This window comes from Streptococcus oralis subsp. oralis (assembly GCF_002096495.1).
In the GTDB taxonomy this organism is placed as follows: domain Bacteria; phylum Bacillota; class Bacilli; order Lactobacillales; family Streptococcaceae; genus Streptococcus; species Streptococcus oralis_CU.
Genome location: NZ_NCUO01000009.1, coordinates 1 through 16761 on the forward strand (window position 1 = coordinate 1; position 16761 = coordinate 16761).

Here is a 16761-nt window from a genome sequence, read left to right on the forward strand (position 1 = left end):
GCACGCCGCCAGCGTTCGTCCTGAGCCAGGATCAAACTCTCATTAAAAGTTTGAGTTCTCACTCATTTCTGTCACTGACAGATTTATTGTTTTTTCATTGTTCAGTACTATAACCTTAGTTATAGTGCCCTGCACATTGGTTCGTCTTGTTCAGTTTTCAAAGGTCTTTGTCACTCATTCTCTCGAGCGACAACTATATTAGTATATCACAGCTACCTGCCTCTGTCAACAGATTTTTTAAACTTTTTTCAAGTTTTTTTAACCGCAATACACCATAGTCCGTACGGGATTCGAACCCGTGTTACCGCCGTGAAAAGGCGGTGTCTTAACCCCTTGACCAACGGACCTGAGTTTTTCAACTCTTTCTATTATACCTACTTTTTTACCTTTGTCAAGGACTTTTTTCAGTGAAGTTAATTTTTTCTTTTCTTCACTAATTTAACCACTGCTTCTGTCCGTGCAGTGTGGGGAAACATATCGACCGACTGGATATACTGGAGGTCATAGACTTTTACTAGTTTAACCAAATCTCGCGCTAAGGTCGAAACATTGCAGGATACATAGACCATTTTGTCTGGAACATAGGTCAGAATGGTTTCCAACAGCTTATCATCTAAGCCTGTACGAGGAGGGTCAACTATCAAGGCATCCGCTCGGTAGCCATCTTTATACCAGCGTGGAATAATCTCTTCTGCTGTCCCCGCTTCGTAATGGGTATTGTCAAACCCCATTTTTTGAGCATTTCTCTTGGCATCTTCTATGGCTTCTGGAATAATATCCATTCCTCTAAGACTCTTGACCTTATTTGCGAAGGCAAATCCGATCGTCCCAACACCACAATAAGCATCGATTAGATGGTCTTCTTTGCTGACATCCAAAGCCTTAATTGCTTCACTATAGAGAATTTCTGTCTGCTCCGGATTAAGTTGATAAAAAGCTCGGGGTGAGAGAGAAAACTCATAGTCGAGTACTCCTTCTTGAATTCTCTCTTGACCCCAGATAATTTCTGTCTTTTCACCATAGATTTCACTTGTTTTTGCTGTATTTGTATTGACTGCAACTGTGACGACTTCTGGAAAATCTTTAACTAAGTCTTTTACTAGCTGGGTTAAATTAAGCTGACGATTCGTAACAATGATTATCTGAACTTGCCCCGTTTTTCTTGCTCTGCGTACCATGATGGTGCGAACACCGAGTGTTTTTCTCTCATCTGTGATTGGAATTTGGTGGTAAGTAAGAAGTTCAGCTAGGCGATTCGCAATCACTTGGGTTTCCTTATCTTGCACCAAACAATCTTTTAACTCTACGAGATAATGAGAGTTTTGCGCATACAAACCTGCCTTGACCTGATTTTTAAATTTCCGAGTCTGGAATTGAAGCTTAGCACGGTAGTACTTTGGTTCCTGCATTCCGATAGTTGGACGGATTTCATAGTTTTCATATCCTGCAGGGGCAAATTTTTTCAGGGCTTGGTGGAGCAGATCCGTTTTGAACTCTAACTGTTTTTCATAGTGGAGGTGCATGATTTGGCAACCACCACATTCATTATAAATCGTACAAGCTGGTACGACTCGAAATTTAGACTTCTTATTAACCTTTAGTAATTTTGCTTCAACAAAGTTGCGTTTAATAGAAGTAATCTGACAATAGATATCTTCTCCTTTGAGGGCACCTGGCACAAAAACGAGGGTTTTCTGGTAGAAACCGATTCCCTCACCATTGATACCCATCCGCTTGATTTTTAAAGGTATTTTTTGTTTGACTTTCAGATTCATACCCCTATCTTATCACATTTTAGGGTATAATAGAACTATGAAAATCACAAAACTTGAAAAGAAAAAACGTCTCTACTTGATGGAGTTAGATGGACAGCAAACATCTTATATCACGGAAGATACCATTGTCCGTTTTATGTTGTCTAAAGATAAGGTGGTTAGCAAGGAAGAATTAATCGAGATACAGGGCTTTGCTCAGTTTTCTTATGGTAAGAATCTCGCCCTCTACCATCTATCATTTAAAGCTCGAACCGAAAAGGAAGTTCGTGAGTATCTGAAAAAGTATGATCTTGATGAAAAAATCACTAGTCAAGTTATCGCTAACCTAAAAGAAGATAACTGGATTAATGACCATCAGTATGCTTATTCCATCATCAATGCCAATCAACTTTCTGGAGATAAGGGACCCTATGTGCTAGCTCAAAAACTGTCTCAAAAAGGGATTGCCAAATCAACTATTGAAGAGGTTTTAAAGGATTTTGATTTTTCAGAGATTGCTCAACGTGTTGCAGAAAAACTGCTTAAAAAATACAATGGAAAGCTTCCCTCTCGTGCCTTGCAAGATAAGATTATCCAAAACTTGACGAACAAAGGCTTCTCCTATTCTGATGCTAAAAGTGCCTTTGATGACTTGGACAGTCAAGTCGACCAAGAAACGACTCAAGAACTCATTTTTAAAGAGCTAGACAAACAATATGCTAAGTATGCTCGAAAGTATAAAGGATACGAACTTAAACAACGTTTAACCCAAGTTTTAGCTCGAAAAGGCTATGATTTTTCGGATATAGCCATCGCTCTCAGAGAATATCTTTAATATTTTCGTGTAAAATTCAAAAAAATTAGACCGATTTATGATATAATAGTAAACGATAAACTTATAAATTGTAGAAAGTTGGTTAGTTATGAAACTTCCAAAAGAAGGCGACTTTATTACAATTCAAAGTTATAAGCATGATGGGAGTCTTCACCGTACTTGGCGAGACACCATGGTACTAAAAACAACAGAGAACGCCATTATCGGCGTCAACGACCACACACTTGTTACCGAAAGTGACGGTCGTCGTTGGGTGACTCGAGAACCGGCTATTGTTTACTTTCACAAAAAATATTGGTTTAATATCATTGCTATGATTCGCGATAATGGGATTTCCTACTATTGCAATATGGCTAGCCCCTACTATCTAGATGAGGAAGCCCTGAAATACATTGATTATGATTTGGATGTCAAGGTCTTCACTGATGGTGAAAAGCGTCTCTTGGACGTTGAAGAGTATGAGCGCCATAAACGTAAAATGAAGTATTCTGATGATTTAGACTATATTTTGAAAGAGCATGTTAAAATCCTTGTTTATTGGATCAACAATGGACGCGGTCCTTTCTCAGAGGCCTATGTCAACATTTGGTACAAACGCTACATAGAACTAAAGAATCGGTAAAGTTGTCAATCCGGGGTGAGAGCCCTGGTTTTTTTATTTGAAAAACCCAGCTTTACAACTGGGTTGGTTTCTATATATCTAATTTAGTAACAGTAAACTTGATGTGGGAATAGTCTTTTTCAACATCCTTATCCAACAAGAAAGCCGTAGCATCCTTCTTAACCTGAACAAGATCAATGTTCTGAGCTTGAGCTGCATAGACGCATCCACAATAACATTGACGATAGATATCATACTCCTCGCACATCTCCACCGAGCGCTTGTAGCCTTGATTTTTCTTGAAATCACTTGGAAGATAGTGGGTGGTGTAAATCTTTTGCACATCGATTCCGATGCTGTTGATGGTTTGAGAATTCTTATGAGGACTGATGGTCAAAGCTGAACCAAAATAGTCAAAGCCCAAGTCCATAGCTACCTGTGCTGTTTTGTCCAGACGGTAGTCAAAACAAACCTTGCAACGGTCACCACCTTCAGGTTCTTCTTCCAGTCCTCTGACTAACTTCCGGTATTCATTGGGTTCATAAGGCGCTTCTAAATACTGAACCGTATTTCCTGTTCGCTCATTGAAATCATTAACAAATTTCTTGGTGACGTAAGCTCGCTTGTGGTATTCTGCCTTGGGATGGATATTGGAATTGGCAAAATAGATGGTCACATCAGCGTATTTTGTCAGGTATTCTAGGGTGTAGGTACTACAAGGAGCACAGCAAACATGCATGAGAATAGTGGGACGTTGCTCATTTTTCTCCCAAATCTGTACCATTTTTTGCATAACACGGTCATAATTAATCTTCTGATTGGGATTCATCTTGCTCAGAATTTCTTCTACATCGATCATGTTCTTCTCCTTTTTCTAGTTTTATTTTATCATATAAGTTAGGAGAGCTCAAATCTATTTAGAAGAGAAAACCTTAAAAGGAGGGATTATGTTCCCTCCTTTTGTGTTTTTTATAAGTTGCTTTTACATCATCCCGCCCATCATGCTTGGATCCATTGCTGGAGCTGGGGCTACTGGTTCTGGTTTATTGGCTACGACTGCTTCTGTTGTTAAAATCAAGCTAGCTACAGAGGCTGCATTTTGAAGGGCTGAACGGCTCACTTTAACTGGGTCGATGATTCCCTCTTCAATCATGTTGACCCACTCGCCAGTTGCTGCGTTGAAGCCTGTACCAACTTCAGCATTTTTCAAACGGTCAATGACGATAGACCCTTCGAATCCTGCATTGTGGGCGATTTGACGAACAGGCTCTTCCAAGGCGCGGAGAACAATATTGCGTCCTGTTGCTTCATCTCCTGTCAATTCCAAATCAGCAACGGCTGGAATGACATTGGCAAGAGCAGTTCCACCACCTGCAACGATTCCTTCTTCAACGGCTGCACGAGTAGCGTTGAGGGCATCTTCAATGCGGAGTTTCATTTCTTTCAACTCAGTTTCAGTTGCAGCACCGACCTTGATGACTGCGACACCACCTGACAATTTTGCCAAGCGTTCTTGCAATTTTTCGCGGTCAAATTCAGATGTTGTAGTTTCAATTTGTGACTTGATAACCGCAACACGGTGGGAAATGGCTTCAGGATTTCCAGCACCTTCTACGATAACCGTGCTATCTTTGTCCACAGTTACTCTCGCTGCTTGACCTAGCGCCTCAATAGTAGCGTCTTTCAACTCAAGACCAAGATCTTCTGTGATGACTGTTCCGCCTGTCAAGATAGCGATGTCTTCTAACATAGCCTTACGACGGTCACCAAAGCCAGGGGCCTTAACTGCTACTACGTTGAAGGTTCCACGAATCTTGTTCAATACAAGAGTCGGAAGAGCTTCACCATCCACATCATCCGCAATAATCAAGAGTGGACGATTGCTTTGGAGAATGCTTTCTAGGAGCGGCAAGATTTCTTGAATATTGGAAATCTTCTTATCAGTAATCAAAATGTATGGATTTTCAAGGTCGGCCACCATTTTTTCGCTATCTGTCACCATGTACTGTGAAAGGTAACCTCGGTCAAACTGCATCCCTTCCACGACTTCGAGCTCTGTTTCCATACCACGTGACTCTTCAATGGTGATAACACCGTCTTTACCAACTTTTTCCATAGCTTCAGAGATGTATTCGCCGACTTTTTCAGAACGAGAAGATACAGCGGCAACCTGAGCGATGGCTTCTTTATTGGCAACAGGGATGGCATTGTTTTTCAAGGCTTCTACAGCTGCGGCAACCGCTGCTTCAATCCCTCGACGAATGCCGATTGGATTGGCACCTGCAGTGACGTTTTTGATTCCTTCACGGACGATAGCTTGAGTCAAGACTGTTGCAGTTGTCGTTCCGTCACCTGCGATATCATTGGTCTTTGAAGCTACTTCTGATACCAATTTGGCACCCATATTTTCAAAATGGTCTTCTAATTCGATTTCTTTGGCAATAGTAACACCGTCATTGGTAATCAATGGTGAACCAAATGATTTTTCCAACACAACATTACGGCCTTTTGGTCCCAAGGTTACTTTAACAGTATCTGCAAGGATATCGACACCACGGACCATAGCTGAACGAGCATCAGATGAAAATTTAATTTCTTTTGACATACTTACTTTCTCCTTCTATTCTTCAATGATAGCCAAAATGTTAGCTTCGCCAACGATGATGTACTTTTCATCGCCATCTTTGACATCAATACCTGCATGAGCTTCAACTAAGACACGGTCTCCAGGCTTAACGCTTGGAGCAACCAAATCACCATTCAAGGTACGAACACCTTGTCCAGTAGCTACAACTTGGGCTGTTTTTGTTTTTTCTTGGGCTGAGCCCGCAAGGACAAAGCCTCCAACAGTTTGTTCTTTTTCTTCGATTTTTAAGACCACACGGTCTCCTAATGGTTTCAACATTTGCTTTCCTCCATGATGAAATACATATTATTAGCACTCTTTATATCTGAGTGCTAAATTATAGTTCTATTGTATCACTTGGTCAGAAATAGTCAAGAAAAAAGTCTGACTTTGGCAAGATAAAAAGCCTGAGACTAACTCAGACTTTTCAATGTTTAAAATGGCAATTCTTCCTCTTCCAAAACCAAATCCGCCAAATCCTGACCTGCGTTATTTTCACGCATGGCACGTTGGGCACGACTTTCCAAAAGTTGGAATCCTGTGGCAAGGACTTCAGTCACATAGTTCATCTGGCCATTTTTCTCAAAGCGACGGGTACGAAGTTCTCCATCCACAGAGATAAGACTACCTTTAGTTGCGTAGCTTGCCAAGGTTTCAGCCAATTTCCCCCAAAGAACCAAATTGACAAAATCAGCTTCACGTTCACCGTTTTGGTCTTTGTAACGACGATTCACAGCGATAGTTGCTCGCGCTACTGACTTGTCATTGTTGGTTTTGTGCAATTCTGGTGTAGACGTTAAGCGCCCGATCATGATAACTTTATTATACATATTTTCTTCCTCCTACTTATCTATTCGCAAGGAATCAAAAAAAGTTACAGAAATTTGTAACTTTTCGAAGAATTTTTTATTTTTTATGAACCATGAAACCTGTCGCCTGTTGATTGGCCATAATGGTCATATCTGTAATCTGCACACGACGGGGTTGACTGGTCACATAGACAACAGTGTCTGCGATGTCTTGTGCCTGCAAGGCTTCGATCCCCTGATAAACGGTCGCAGCCCGCTCTTTATCACCGTGAAAACGAACTGTAGAGAAATCAGTTTCGACAATCCCTGGCTGAATGGTGGTCACCTTGATATCTGTCGCAATGGTATCAATTCGCAGTCCATCTGAAAAAGTCTTGACTGCAGCCTTGGTGGCTGAGTAAACAGCTGCCCCAGCATAGGCATAAATTCCTGCGGTTGACCCCATGTTGATAATGTGACCCTGATTGGCTTTTACCATTGCTGGTAAGAAACAGCGAGTGACTGCCATCAACCCCTTGACATTGGTATCTAACATGGTCAGCATATCCAACTCTTCATAGTCTTGATAGGGAGCTAAGCCAAGAGCCAGTCCAGCGTTATTGACCAAGATATCAATCTGCCCTATCGTTTCCAAAATATCGGAGCAGACAGTCTTTACCATAGCCATATCCGTGACATCCAGTGCAAAGGTCCAAACTGTTTGATTTGGAAAAGTTTCTGCAAACTCTGACTTGAGGGTCTCTAGTCTGTCTGTCCGTCGCCCTGTTAGAACGACATTCGCCCCCTGCTCCAGATAAGCACGCGCAATCGCTTCACCGATTCCTGAGGTCGCTCCTGTAATCACTACATTTTTCGCCATCTTATCCCCCTCTATCTGGTCTATCAAGCACTGACAATTTCCTAGGCAGTCCAGTGTTTGGCTGGGTCAAATGGAGTTCCGACAACTTGGTCTTCTGATAATTCAATAACCCCACGTTTTTGCGGAGCATTTGGTAGATGCAACTCACGAGGGCTACACATCATGCCAAAACTCTTTTCACCACGAAGTTCGCCTGGGAAAATGAGATTGCCTTTGGGCATCATTGCTCCAGGAAGAGCTACAATGGTTTTCAACCCAACACGCGCATTAGGTGCTCCTGCAACGATTTGCACTGTCTTGTCACTTGCGACTGCAACTTGGCAGATGTTGAGGTGATCACTATCAGGATGAGCCACCATCTCGACAATTTCACCAACAACAAACTTAGGTTCCTTGTCATTGACAATTTCTTCTGTAAAGCCTTCCGCCTGCAATTCTTGGTTCAAACGAGCGACTTGCTCATCTGTCAAAAAGACTTGACCGCGCTCTGCAATTTCAAACAAACTTGAAAGGTCGAAAATATTCCAAGCCACTGTTTCCCCATTTTCTTTGAGGAACACACGGGCTATCTTGCCTTTACGCTCCACGTCCAGTTTGGCAACTCCGCTGTTTTTCACGATGACCATAAGGACATCGCCAACATGTTCTTTGTTATATGTAAAAATCATTGTTTTCTTTTTCTCCTATTTCAGTCCTGCTAAAAAGTCATTAATTTGTTCCTTGCTTTTACGGTCGCGATTGACAAATCGGCCAATTTCCTTGTCCTTTTCTAGCACAACAAGGCTAGGAATCCCGTAAACATCCCAGAGTTTGGCCAGATCCAGATACTGGTCTCGGTCCACTCGGATAAAGGTGAACTCTGGATTGGTTTCCTCAATCTCTGGCAAGAATGGATAGATATAACGACAATCGCCACACCAGTCCGCCACAAAAAGGAAAACCTTCTTGCCATCTTGCTCGACAAAGCCTGCGAGTTCTTCTATACTAGCGGGAGTAATCATAAGACTTCCTCCTCATAGACTAGGTCTTCATTTTCATAGACAAAGGTATAGTGACGACCATTCTCAAAAATGACTCCTCCGACGAGTCGCTCTAGACTACTTTCGTAGACTTGAACATAGAGAGTCGCGATCTCTCCCATATCTGAGAAAAGTTCGCGCACGATAGCGGCCAACTCTTCCTGAGTCTTCATAAGTTTGTGGTTATCTGCTGCTTTTTTGGCACCCAAAGCGAGGGCACTTAGACCAGCCACTGTCAAGCCAGTCATCCATAATTTCTTAGCTTTCATACCATTCATTGTAACACAAAAAGGGCTCTAGGACAAATGAGGAAGTAGCAGAAAAACAAGTAAAACTCCTCTTCCCTCGGTGAAGGAAAAAGAGTTCTGATTCTTATTGCCAAGCGCCTGAGTTCCTGAATGAATTAAAAAACCTCTGAGATTATTCTCAAAGGTTCGAATTTTGCTAATTGCTGTTCTCAACTGCTGCAGTGACAAAGGCAGTGTAGAGTTCTTCTGGACGGTTCGGACGACTGGAAAGTTCAGGGTGATACTGACAAGCCACAAAGAATTTATTTTCAGGAATTTCCACGATTTCTACCAAACGATTGTCTGGAGAAACACCTGAGAAGACAAAACCTGCTGCCTCAAACTGTTCACGAAAGGCATTGTTAAACTCATAACGGTGACGGTGACGGCGTTGCACCACTTCTTGATTGTGATAAGCAGCCGCTGCCTTAGAACCACGTTTCAACTTAGATGGATAAAGTCCCAAACGAAGGGTGCCACCGATATCCTCAACATCAACTTGGTCACGCATGATATCAATGATAGGATATTTTGTATCAGGATCAAGCTCTGCAGAATTGGCACCTTCAAGACCTAAAACGTTACGAGCAAACTCGATACAAGTCAACTGCATTCCCAAGCAGACTCCCAACATTGGAATATCATTCTCACGCGCATAACGGATGGCTTGAATTTTTCCTTCCGTACCACGTTGGCCAAAACCTCCTGGTACGATGATTCCGTCCGCATCAGACAAGAGTTCTGCCACATTCTCTACTGTCACATCATTGGCGTTGATCCAATTAATCTTCACTTCTGCGTCGTTGGCATAACCAGAGTGTTTCAAGGCTTCAACCACTGAGATGTAGGCATCTTGCAACTCCACATACTTACCGACAAGGAAAATTTTAACTTGTTTTTTCAGGTTCATGACCTTGTCCACCATAGCTGACCATTCTGTCATATCCGCTGCTGGTGCGTCTAGTTTCAAATGGTCACAGACAATTTGGTCCATGCCTTGACCCTGCAAGTTCAATGGAATTTGGTAAAGGTGTTCGACATCCAAAGACTCGATAACAGCTTCTGGAGCTACGTCACAGAACTGAGCTAGTTTATTTTTAATTCCTTGACCAGCTGGTTTTTCTGTACGAATGACCAACATATTTGGCTGGATTCCCAAACCACGCAATTCTTTTACAGAATGCTGAGTCGGCTTGGTCTTCATCTCACCAGCAGCCTTGAGGTAAGGAAGCAAGGTTGTATGGATGTACATGACGTTATCTGCCCCCACATCTGCCTTCATCTGACGAAGGGCCTCTAGGAATGGCAAGGATTCGATATCTCCAACTGTTCCACCAACCTCTGTGATAATGACATCAGAGTCAGTCGTTACAGCAGCACGCTTGATTTTTTCTTTCAAAGCATCTGTGATATGAGGAATGACTTGGACAGTTGCACCAAGGTATTCACCACGACGTTCCTTACGAAGAACTTCACTGTAGATTTTACCAGTTGTCACGTTGGAATATTTGTTGAGATTGATATCGATGAAACGTTCGTAGTGACCCAAGTCCAAATCTGTCTCAGCCCCATCATCTGTCACAAAGACTTCCCCGTGCTGATAAGGACTCATGGTTCCCGGATCGATATTGATATAAGGGTCAAACTTTTGAATGGTTACTTTTAGACCACGATTTTTCAAGAGACGGCCCAGACTTGCTGCCACAATCCCTTTCCCAATAGACGACACCACACCACCAGTTACAAAAATATATTTCGTAGACATAAATTCCTCTTTCTAAAATGCTCAAGGCCTTGTTAACTACGAGGGGATATAGAAAACAAGACCCTTATGGATAACGATTTTTCAAGAAAACTTCCTGAAAAACAAAAATAGCTCCCTAGTAACTAGGGAGCCCCGACCTCTAAAAGAGGTGCCCGAACAATATAATACCTCAAAGCAGAACATTTGTCAACCCGAATTGGTAAAAGATGAAAAAAGGAGATTGTTTTCAGAAAACCAACTAAAGATCTACAACCCAACGGAAGACTCACTTAACTACTCTACCCAAGCGACAAAAAAGGAGATCAGGCGATCTCCTCTGTGAAGTCTTTTACTCTTCTTCACTCGTTTCAGCGTCATCGTCAGAAAATTCGTCGTCTTCTTCGTTAAGATCTACATCTTCACCCAAGTCATCAGGAGCGATCTCGTTGATTTCTGCATCATAAGCTTCCACTTCATTTTTCTCATCATCTGGATTTTCATCATCATATGAAAGAGCTGGATCTGCTTCGTATGCGTCTTCGTCTTCTGGATCATCTGCATTGTAGTCAATGGCATCTGAATCACCATCCATAAAGGCATTGACACGTTTTTTCTTAGCTTTTGGTGCTACTTCATCGTCGTCACTTTCTTCAAGAGCGATGATTTCTTCGTCGATTTCGTCTACACCATACCATGAACGAAGGCCCCATTTGTTGTCTCCAAGAGAGATGAAGCTACCGTCAAAGTTCAACTCTGTGTAGAACAAAGGTAAAGCTTCGCGGATATCGCTGTTTGATGTTCCAAGGTAATTTTGAATTTCGTTTACAAGATCGCTAAAATGCATCTCATGGTCGCGACCACGAAGTTCCAAGATAGCACGCGCTACCTCAATCATAGATAGTTCACTTTTTTCTTGCCCAGCAAATACTTCTAATTCCAAAGCGTTTCTCCTCATTTTTACTACTATCGCCAGAGCGAACAGACTCTGACCTCATTTTATCATGTACTCTTTATTGTACGATAATTTTGCGGAATAGTCAAAGGTTAAATGGGAGAAAGTGGCAGGACTTTTTATTTCTTTGCTACCCAGCCGATGGCATCGCTTGGTGGATTTTCGGTATCAATCCAGATAAATTCGATGCTGAAAATTAAGCTGTGATGCTGTACCTCTCAGGGCGTTCGAACTTAGAAGATTTGTTATGTAGTGAGTTGGTTTCCAAAATATTGACACAAAGCTTAATATAAAAATACTGTCTAAAAAATTTATTCTAATGATGAAGTAACTATTCAGTATTAGGAATAGAACATATAAGAAATTGAAATATCAGCAAAAACACATCTATCAACATATCATTGTTTTAAGATAGTTTAATTATAAAAAATAAGAAATACTTACTGGTAATATAAAACATATTAAATTCCTTACGGGAAAGTTCTATATTTTAATCTATTAAACAGATATGGGATGGCTAAAAGTAAGGAACTATACTAGATAACATTTATTATCTACAGTTTGCTTTTCCAGAGCGCAAGATTATTAAAAATTATTTTTTGATAAATTGAATAAAATGCATCAGATAAAGTTTTACTGTTAACGTAGTTATGGATATTTGTTTTAACATCTAGAAGTTCTTGTTCGTTATTCGCGTTATGAAAAAACATATAAATAAAACCATACTCGACTAACCTGTTATCTTCTTGTAAATGTTTTGCATATCTATCAAGTTGTTCAATTCCTAGCAGACATTTATCTTGTAATTTATAGTTACTTTTTCCTTCATAAATAGACCTTAAAAAGGAAAATTTCACTTCTATAATCGCTTGTTCTTGACCATCATTTAAATAAATATCCACAGATTCCTCATCTCTTATAATCGATGTACAGTATTCGATAGAAACTTCACCCTTCATTTTATTTTTTAAAAATTCTAATAAAATATTACGTAATTTCTGCTCTTTTATCTCAGCTTTAATTTTTCCGTTGGAATTGAAACATTCGCTATAATAGTACTCTTGATATTGACACTCTAGATTAAAGGTTTCAAACACTTCTTTTAATTCTGAAATTGGTTTTAATAAATTTAATTGCTCTTGCATTGTTTTAGTCTTTGCTAAGCATGCATCTACCTCTGTGTTTATCTTACCATTTTGAGCAATTAGTTTTATCCCTTCATTTACAGCATACACAATACAATTTTTTTCCCTAGAAATATCTAAAACCATATTAATAAATTCAGAATCAGAAATTTTACTTAAGGCTATTTCTTTAGAAGTGAATTCAGATTCATTTATATCGATACAATGTATCTTAGCAATAGGTAAGACCAGTATTTCTGACAATAACTCATCCAATTTTTCTGTAATACTTAGATTCGATTGTGTACAGATAACGACAACTTTATTATGCTCGGCAAAGATATCTAATAATTTAGTCTCACTAATTACACTTTCTGTCTTTGAAGCTCTTTCTAAAAATTTTTCAGCATCAAGCATTTATCTCTTTTCCTTTCAGATATTCTTCGAAAATATAGTCTAACCAAGCAATAAATACATCGTATTTGTCTAGATCAACATTAGATGATTTTGCTCTATTCTGAAAGTTTTCCAATAATTTATAAAGTTGGTTATTACTCAATGAAATCTTAGTTTTATTTCTACTCAAGGCATCTTCAATATTTGGTTCATTAAAAAAAATAGACAAAACAATCTCATCACTATATGATGAAATCATATTTACAAAGTAAGCAACTGATTTTAAGTCATCCTTAAATTTTTTAGATCTTTCCTGATTTTTACTACACTCTGTTAGCAATTTATCACAAATGTTGATTTTAAAACTATTGAGGGAAATATAATCTTGAGAGCTTAGAAATTTCAATGTGGCTTCCATTTGAAATGTATTAACTGTTCCAACTTTAGGATCAATTATCAATTCATCTAGAATTTCACTTTCATCATCATTCAAGAATGAATTTGAAACCATGAATATATAAATATAACGAAAAAGTGAATTTTTTGTTATATTGTTTTTAAGTCTAAGCGAATATAAAAAAAGCAACATATAATAATACAGTTTTTTATTCATACTATCTCCTTAGCAATTTGTAAATATCCAATTCTTCTATCTCTTTATACTGTTTATTTGCATGCCTTGAAATATCTAATAAATTAATAATTTTAATTGAACTATTTTTCTTTATGAGCGAGCTTACCAATGAACTATTACGAGCATTGGCAGAAAGAAATAAAGTATTCCCTGATTCTAAGTAACTATTAAAAGTATCGACCGCATTTTCTTCAAATAAATAATCTAGAGTACTATCAGGTGTTTCACTCATAAAATAAGTATCTTTATGAAAAAACTCTAGTGTAGCTAACCTGAAAGCCATATCAATGAAAATTCTTTGTGACTCTGACAGTGATTCTTCGCTTTCTCGTGCTGAATTATTTAAAAAGAATTTAAAAAGCGTGTTCTCTCCACTACCAACTAATTCTAATCTAATATTTGAATCATTTCCTAAAAAAGAATAGGCGTACTTGTAAAATATTTTACTAAAATTTAAAAATACACTTTTTATGCTTTGATCGATATCATCTGCTAATTGATTTTCTTTTTTCTTAGTTTCCTCTAATTTATTTAAAAATAGCTCTTTTTCACGATTCAATTGGTTATATTTCTCAAGATTATCATTAGGCACACTATCCATTTTTCTTTTAATTTTTAATTTTTCTTTAGTTATTTCAAAAAGTTCACTTTCTCCATCTTTTACTGAGTTGTTAATAATCTCAATTTCTTTGTTCAACTCCTCATACCTTAAATCTAACGTTTTCTTTTTAATTTGTAGATTCTTTTGCTTTATCTCTATTTCTGTTAAATCTACATCTGTATTAATATTTATCCTACTCTTACAAAAAAAACACTCTAAAATATCAATGTGAAAATCAATATGTTCAGTTCCACAGAATGGACATACTCCCGAACTTAAAATTGGAGTAAATTTATCATAAAAGTCTTGATAGTCATTAGGAAAAATATTCCTGTACCATTTGTTTTCAAGAACTCCAAGTTCTGCTCTAAGTCTATCTATTTCTGCTCTATTCTGGAGTCTTTCTTGAGTTCTTTTGTTTAAGAGTTCTCTATATTCATGAATTTTTGTATTGATCGTCTTAATTTTAAATTCCACATCTTCCAAATCTTTAAGAGAGTATACGTTGTAGTCAGATTTATTTAAGTCCTCTCCTAAAAATTCTTTTACCATTGACATTTTATATGATCGCAACCTAGCCTGGCTATCATATTTTTTTATCAATTTCTGAGTCTCACTATATTCAAAATACTTCTCTTTTGGCATAAACTTACTCAAAACCAATTTACTAAGATTTTCATCCCAAAACACAAAATTTCTTGATTCCGAGAAAAACATTATCTCAGTTAACATCAAAATAAATGAGTTTATATCTGGAAAACCTGAAGATTTAATTAACTCTTTATGATACTTATTAATTAAAGATTCGCTTAGTTGTTTATCATTGATTGAAGCAAAGTATTTTCTTTCATACTTCTCATAATCCAGTTCTTTCTCTCTTTCTTCCTCTTTTTTTCCATTAACGCTAAAACTAATTAGCCTATGTGAATATAAACTATGCTTGGTTACAAATGTATCATTCGCAATAGAAAATTCAACTTCGACTTCTGCCTCATTTAAAGGAACTTGCATTCGATTTTTAAAATAATCTCTATCAAACATAGGACGTCTGGATTTTTGCTGATCTTTATAATTTCTAACTCTTTCTCTTCCTTTGTAGGGACCTATTACCGAGTATCTTATTATGTTTAGCAACGTTGTTTTTCCCAAACCGTTAGTTCCAAATATAATATTTAATTTATCTGATAAGTCTATTTCAAGTGGACATTTATACAAATCAAAATTATCAATTTTTAGCCGTTTAATCTTTGGTAAGTAGTAGTTAAATTCCATCGTATTATTTCTCCAATACTATTACACCTTCAAGTAATTTGCCAATCTTTTCCTTCTGCTGAGGACTTGGATTTAAGTAACGAGCTTTTCTTATTTCAACAACTTCAAATCCTATATTTTCAGCAATTTCAGAACAAATCTCTAAAGTATTAATTAACACTCCAAAATAAGCAGAATTTGAAACATTAAAATAGACCCGTCGCCCTTTTTTGAGCTTTTGATACATCCCATTAAAAATGATCTCCATATCTTCAAAATAAGCAATAATCATACTTTGAATTTCCGTATTCCATGCTACTGAATCTTTGCTTAGAGACTCCATTTCAGATATGGTAGCCTTAAGAATCTTACTTTGTACCCCCTTTAGATTTCGTATTTTTAACTGGACATGTGAGCGTATAGTCTGTTCTCGTAATTTTTTAATATCATTATAATTTGTTAAAAAATCTAGCGCTTTTAATTCTAGCATATATGAATCTGTATAATCCCTTGAATTCAGATACGGAGGAGAAGTAATAATTAAATCCACAGAATTATCATCCACATTCTCAAAAATTAGTTTCCGTGTGTCACCTAAATATAATAAATCATGATTAGAAAAGTTGTTGGTCTCCAGCCTCTCAAGATCCTCAATGATAACATTATTAATAAAATTAAAAAAACTTGTTATTACTTGTTCCTGTGAGTATAAATTTTCTTTCCAATCTTTTTTGTAAGATAAACACTTGCCGTTTCGATACAAATTACTGTATTCTAGTAATATATTGGCCAAACAAATAATGTAAACTTCTTTATATAATGTTGTCGATAGACTATTAATAGCTCTCTTAAGTTTTTCAATTGCAATAAAGACTTCACGATCTATATTCCACTTCTTTTTTTCCTTTCCCTCAATTAAAGTAGAAAATCCACTATATAAATCAATCTCGTTATCATTTAAAGAAGCTATGTGTTTCTTAATTTTTAAAATATGAGACTTAATTGTACGTCTTTTATATTGAGAAACTTTTAGTTTAGCTTTAGACAAGGTAAACATAAAAGGGTTTACCTCAAACGATATACAGCTTATTCCCTTTAGAGATAATTCCAAAGCAGTTGTGCCACTACCTGAAAATGGTTCTAAACAGAATTCTACTTTTTGGGTCTGTTCGTTTACTATAGCCTCAATAAACTCCTTTGAGTATCCCTCAACAAAAGGATACCATCTATGTATACAAATATCTTTATTTTTATTGAATTGCATAATTC

The 16761-nt window shown here is 37.8% G+C and carries 17 protein-coding genes and 1 tRNA gene; 2 read left to right on the forward strand and 16 right to left on the reverse strand.

Going from position 1 to position 16761, the window contains the following annotated elements; all coding sequences use genetic code 11:
- Positions 1-275 precede the first annotated feature (275 nt).
- Positions 276-347: transfer RNA gene (locus B7717_RS01050), tRNA-Glu, on the reverse strand.
- Positions 348-413: 66 nt separating this feature from the next.
- Positions 414-1775, reverse strand: coding sequence for a 23S rRNA (uracil(1939)-C(5))-methyltransferase RlmD (rlmD, locus tag B7717_RS01055; protein WP_084944003.1), 1362 nt, complete (start codon positions 1773-1775; stop codon positions 414-416).
- A 37-nt stretch (positions 1776-1812) separates the two neighbouring features.
- On the opposite strand from rlmD, the gene recX reads away from it, so the two are divergent.
- Both recX and ntdP read left to right on the forward strand, forming a co-directional pair.
- Positions 1813-2589, forward strand: coding sequence for a recombination regulator RecX (gene recX, locus B7717_RS01060; RefSeq protein WP_049478835.1), 777 nt, complete (start codon positions 1813-1815; stop codon positions 2587-2589).
- A gap of 88 nt (positions 2590-2677) precedes the next feature.
- The gene (gene ntdP, locus B7717_RS01065; protein ID WP_070696466.1) at positions 2678-3211 is read left to right on the forward strand and encodes a nucleoside tri-diphosphate phosphatase; all 534 of its coding nucleotides are present in this window, start codon (positions 2678-2680) and stop codon (positions 3209-3211) included.
- A gap of 70 nt (positions 3212-3281) precedes the next feature.
- Here the strand turns inward: ntdP and B7717_RS01070 are convergent, their stop codons facing one another.
- The 14 genes from B7717_RS01070 to B7717_RS01140 all read right to left on the reverse strand — a co-directional run bounded on the left by B7717_RS01070 (position 3282) and on the right by B7717_RS01140 (position 16756).
- On the reverse strand, positions 3282-4049 hold the full coding sequence (locus B7717_RS01070; protein ID WP_084921629.1) for an epoxyqueuosine reductase QueH: 768 nt from the start codon (positions 4047-4049) through the stop codon (positions 3282-3284).
- Positions 4050-4172: 123 nt separating this feature from the next.
- The gene (gene groL / locus B7717_RS01075) at positions 4173-5795 is read right to left on the reverse strand and encodes a chaperonin GroEL (protein WP_000031557.1); all 1623 of its coding nucleotides are present in this window, start codon (positions 5793-5795) and stop codon (positions 4173-4175) included.
- 15 nt (positions 5796-5810) lie between these two features.
- On the reverse strand, positions 5811-6095 hold the full coding sequence (gene groES / locus B7717_RS01080) for a co-chaperone GroES (RefSeq protein ID WP_000917326.1): 285 nt from the start codon (positions 6093-6095) through the stop codon (positions 5811-5813).
- A 155-nt stretch (positions 6096-6250) separates the two neighbouring features.
- Complete coding sequence (locus tag B7717_RS01085) at positions 6251-6646, reverse strand: single-stranded DNA-binding protein (RefSeq protein ID WP_000282459.1); 396 nt, start codon at positions 6644-6646, stop codon at positions 6251-6253.
- 76 nt (positions 6647-6722) lie between these two features.
- Positions 6723-7484: an SDR family NAD(P)-dependent oxidoreductase gene (locus B7717_RS01090; protein WP_084944004.1), complete on the reverse strand. Its 762-nt coding sequence runs from the start codon at positions 7482-7484 to the stop codon at positions 6723-6725.
- A gap of 41 nt (positions 7485-7525) precedes the next feature.
- Positions 7526-8152 (reverse strand): YtpR family tRNA-binding protein, encoded by a 627-nt coding sequence (gene ytpR, locus B7717_RS01095; protein ID WP_084944005.1) that lies wholly within the window; start codon positions 8150-8152, stop codon positions 7526-7528.
- A 15-nt stretch (positions 8153-8167) separates the two neighbouring features.
- On the reverse strand, positions 8168-8485 hold the full coding sequence (locus B7717_RS01100; protein WP_084944006.1) for a thioredoxin family protein: 318 nt from the start codon (positions 8483-8485) through the stop codon (positions 8168-8170).
- Positions 8482-8781 (reverse strand): DUF4651 domain-containing protein, encoded by a 300-nt coding sequence (locus B7717_RS01105; protein WP_084944007.1) that lies wholly within the window; start codon positions 8779-8781, stop codon positions 8482-8484. Before B7717_RS01105 ends, B7717_RS01100 begins: the two co-directional genes overlap by 4 nt.
- A 166-nt stretch (positions 8782-8947) precedes the next feature.
- Positions 8948-10555 (reverse strand): CTP synthase, encoded by a 1608-nt coding sequence (locus tag B7717_RS01110; RefSeq protein ID WP_084944008.1) that lies wholly within the window; start codon positions 10553-10555, stop codon positions 8948-8950.
- Positions 10556-10883: 328 nt separating this feature from the next.
- The gene (rpoE, locus tag B7717_RS01115; protein ID WP_000418415.1) at positions 10884-11474 is read right to left on the reverse strand and encodes a DNA-directed RNA polymerase subunit delta; all 591 of its coding nucleotides are present in this window, start codon (positions 11472-11474) and stop codon (positions 10884-10886) included.
- A gap of 566 nt (positions 11475-12040) precedes the next feature.
- Positions 12041-13027 (reverse strand): hypothetical protein, encoded by a 987-nt coding sequence (locus tag B7717_RS01125; RefSeq protein WP_084880113.1) that lies wholly within the window; start codon positions 13025-13027, stop codon positions 12041-12043.
- The gene (locus B7717_RS01130) at positions 13020-13619 is read right to left on the reverse strand and encodes a hypothetical protein (protein ID WP_084880114.1); all 600 of its coding nucleotides are present in this window, start codon (positions 13617-13619) and stop codon (positions 13020-13022) included. Before B7717_RS01130 ends, B7717_RS01125 begins: the two co-directional genes overlap by 8 nt.
- Before the next feature lies 1 nt (position 13620).
- Positions 13621-15513, reverse strand: coding sequence for an AAA family ATPase (locus tag B7717_RS01135; RefSeq protein WP_084880116.1), 1893 nt, complete (start codon positions 15511-15513; stop codon positions 13621-13623).
- Positions 15514-15517: 4 nt separating this feature from the next.
- Positions 15518-16756 carry a TRM11 family methyltransferase gene (locus B7717_RS01140; protein ID WP_239822778.1) on the reverse strand — a complete coding sequence of 413 codons (1239 nt, stop codon included), beginning with the start codon at positions 16754-16756 and terminating at the stop codon, positions 15518-15520.
- Between the last annotated feature and the right edge of the window lie 5 nt (positions 16757-16761).

What these genes read in the sequence shown, in the direction of transcription:
- rlmD (WP_084944003.1), bottom strand. Translation starts at nt 1,775, where the DNA reads ATGAATCTGAAAGTCAAACAAAAAATACCTTTAAAAATCAAGCGGATG.
- recX (WP_049478835.1), top strand. Translation starts at nt 1,813, where the DNA reads ATGAAAATCACAAAACTTGAAAAGAAAAAACGTCTCTACTTGATGGAG.
- ntdP (WP_070696466.1), top strand. Translation starts at nt 2,678, where the DNA reads ATGAAACTTCCAAAAGAAGGCGACTTTATTACAATTCAAAGTTATAAG.
- B7717_RS01070 (WP_084921629.1), bottom strand. Translation starts at nt 4,049, where the DNA reads ATGATCGATGTAGAAGAAATTCTGAGCAAGATGAATCCCAATCAGAAG.
- groL (WP_000031557.1), bottom strand. Translation starts at nt 5,795, where the DNA reads ATGTCAAAAGAAATTAAATTTTCATCTGATGCTCGTTCAGCTATGGTC.
- groES (WP_000917326.1), bottom strand. Translation starts at nt 6,095, where the DNA reads ATGTTGAAACCATTAGGAGACCGTGTGGTCTTAAAAATCGAAGAAAAA.
- B7717_RS01085 (WP_000282459.1), bottom strand. Translation starts at nt 6,646, where the DNA reads ATGTATAATAAAGTTATCATGATCGGGCGCTTAACGTCTACACCAGAA.
- B7717_RS01090 (WP_084944004.1), bottom strand. Translation starts at nt 7,484, where the DNA reads ATGGCGAAAAATGTAGTGATTACAGGAGCGACCTCAGGAATCGGTGAA.
- ytpR (WP_084944005.1), bottom strand. Translation starts at nt 8,152, where the DNA reads ATGATTTTTACATATAACAAAGAACATGTTGGCGATGTCCTTATGGTC.
- B7717_RS01100 (WP_084944006.1), bottom strand. Translation starts at nt 8,485, where the DNA reads ATGATTACTCCCGCTAGTATAGAAGAACTCGCAGGCTTTGTCGAGCAA.
- B7717_RS01105 (WP_084944007.1), bottom strand. Translation starts at nt 8,781, where the DNA reads ATGAATGGTATGAAAGCTAAGAAATTATGGATGACTGGCTTGACAGTG.
- B7717_RS01110 (WP_084944008.1), bottom strand. Translation starts at nt 10,555, where the DNA reads ATGTCTACGAAATATATTTTTGTAACTGGTGGTGTGGTGTCGTCTATT.
- B7717_RS01125 (WP_084880113.1), bottom strand. Translation starts at nt 13,027, where the DNA reads ATGCTTGATGCTGAAAAATTTTTAGAAAGAGCTTCAAAGACAGAAAGT.
- B7717_RS01130 (WP_084880114.1), bottom strand. Translation starts at nt 13,619, where the DNA reads ATGAATAAAAAACTGTATTATTATATGTTGCTTTTTTTATATTCGCTT.
- B7717_RS01135 (WP_084880116.1), bottom strand. Translation starts at nt 15,513, where the DNA reads ATGGAATTTAACTACTACTTACCAAAGATTAAACGGCTAAAAATTGAT.
- B7717_RS01140 (WP_239822778.1), bottom strand. Translation starts at nt 16,756, where the DNA reads ATGCAATTCAATAAAAATAAAGATATTTGTATACATAGATGGTATCCT.